Source organism: Pontimicrobium sp. MEBiC01747 (genome assembly GCF_053601635.1).
This window is the reverse complement of sequence record NZ_JBSHNS010000407.1, coordinates 1-876: the sequence shown is the minus strand read 5'-3', so window position 1 is coordinate 876 and position 876 is coordinate 1. Positions and strand designations below refer to the sequence as shown.

Genomic DNA, 876 nt, shown 5'->3' with positions numbered 1-876 from the left:
AGATCCAGAAGTTTGCGACCAAGTACCACCAGCATCTTCACCAGCGATTAAACTAAATAAATCTATAGTTGTTGTACTACTATCGCAAATGGTTGTATTACCATCTGTACCAGCGTTAACGGCAGGATTAATATTTATAGTGGCAGTACTAATATCATTAGGACAAGGGTTTGTTCCTGTAATAGTATAATCGAAGGTACTAGTAGTTGCACCAACAGCTGGTGTAAAAGTACCCGCGGCAGCATTAAAAGTACCACCAGATCCAGAAGTTTGCGACCAAGTACCGCCAGTATCTTCACCAGCGATTAAACTAAATAAATCTATAGTTGTTGTACTACTATCGCAAATGGTTGTATTGCCATCTGTACCAGCGTTAACGGCAGTTATTACATTTACAGTTTCAGAATCTGTTAAAGGAACAACACAACCTGTAGCTGCTAACGTATATTCAATACCGTCTATCCAAATTGCTCCTCCAGTTCTATTAAATGTAAGTGTGTTTGTGGATGCTCCAGTTGTAAATGTTGTTTGTTCTAAGATGTCTTCGGTAGTGCTAGCTATTCCAGTAATAGTGTTAGTGCCATCTGTTACTTCAAAAACACCTCCATTATTATCTCTTGCATGACTAATTGTAATAACTGTACCAGCGGGAACTGTGTCCATTAAAGTTAGTTCTAAACTAGGATTGGCACCTCTAATTCTTGCTGAATTTGTATTATCTGCGGTAGTTCCAGCGGTTAATATTGCGCCTGTTGCATTGTTTGAGTTCTCGGCATTTACGGCACTTAATCCATTTCTTAATACAGGAACTCCTACTGAGGAAGCACTGATTAGATTAATTGTAGTAGAAGCAGTAATACCAGTGATATTTATAGT

Annotated in this window: 1 pseudogene; it reads right to left on the bottom strand. The window is 38.5% G+C overall.

Annotation, left to right across the window (positions count from 1 at the left end):
* Nucleotides 1–876 (bottom strand): annotated as a pseudogene (locus tag ACVC2P_RS13030) (hypothetical protein); the annotation flags it as partial.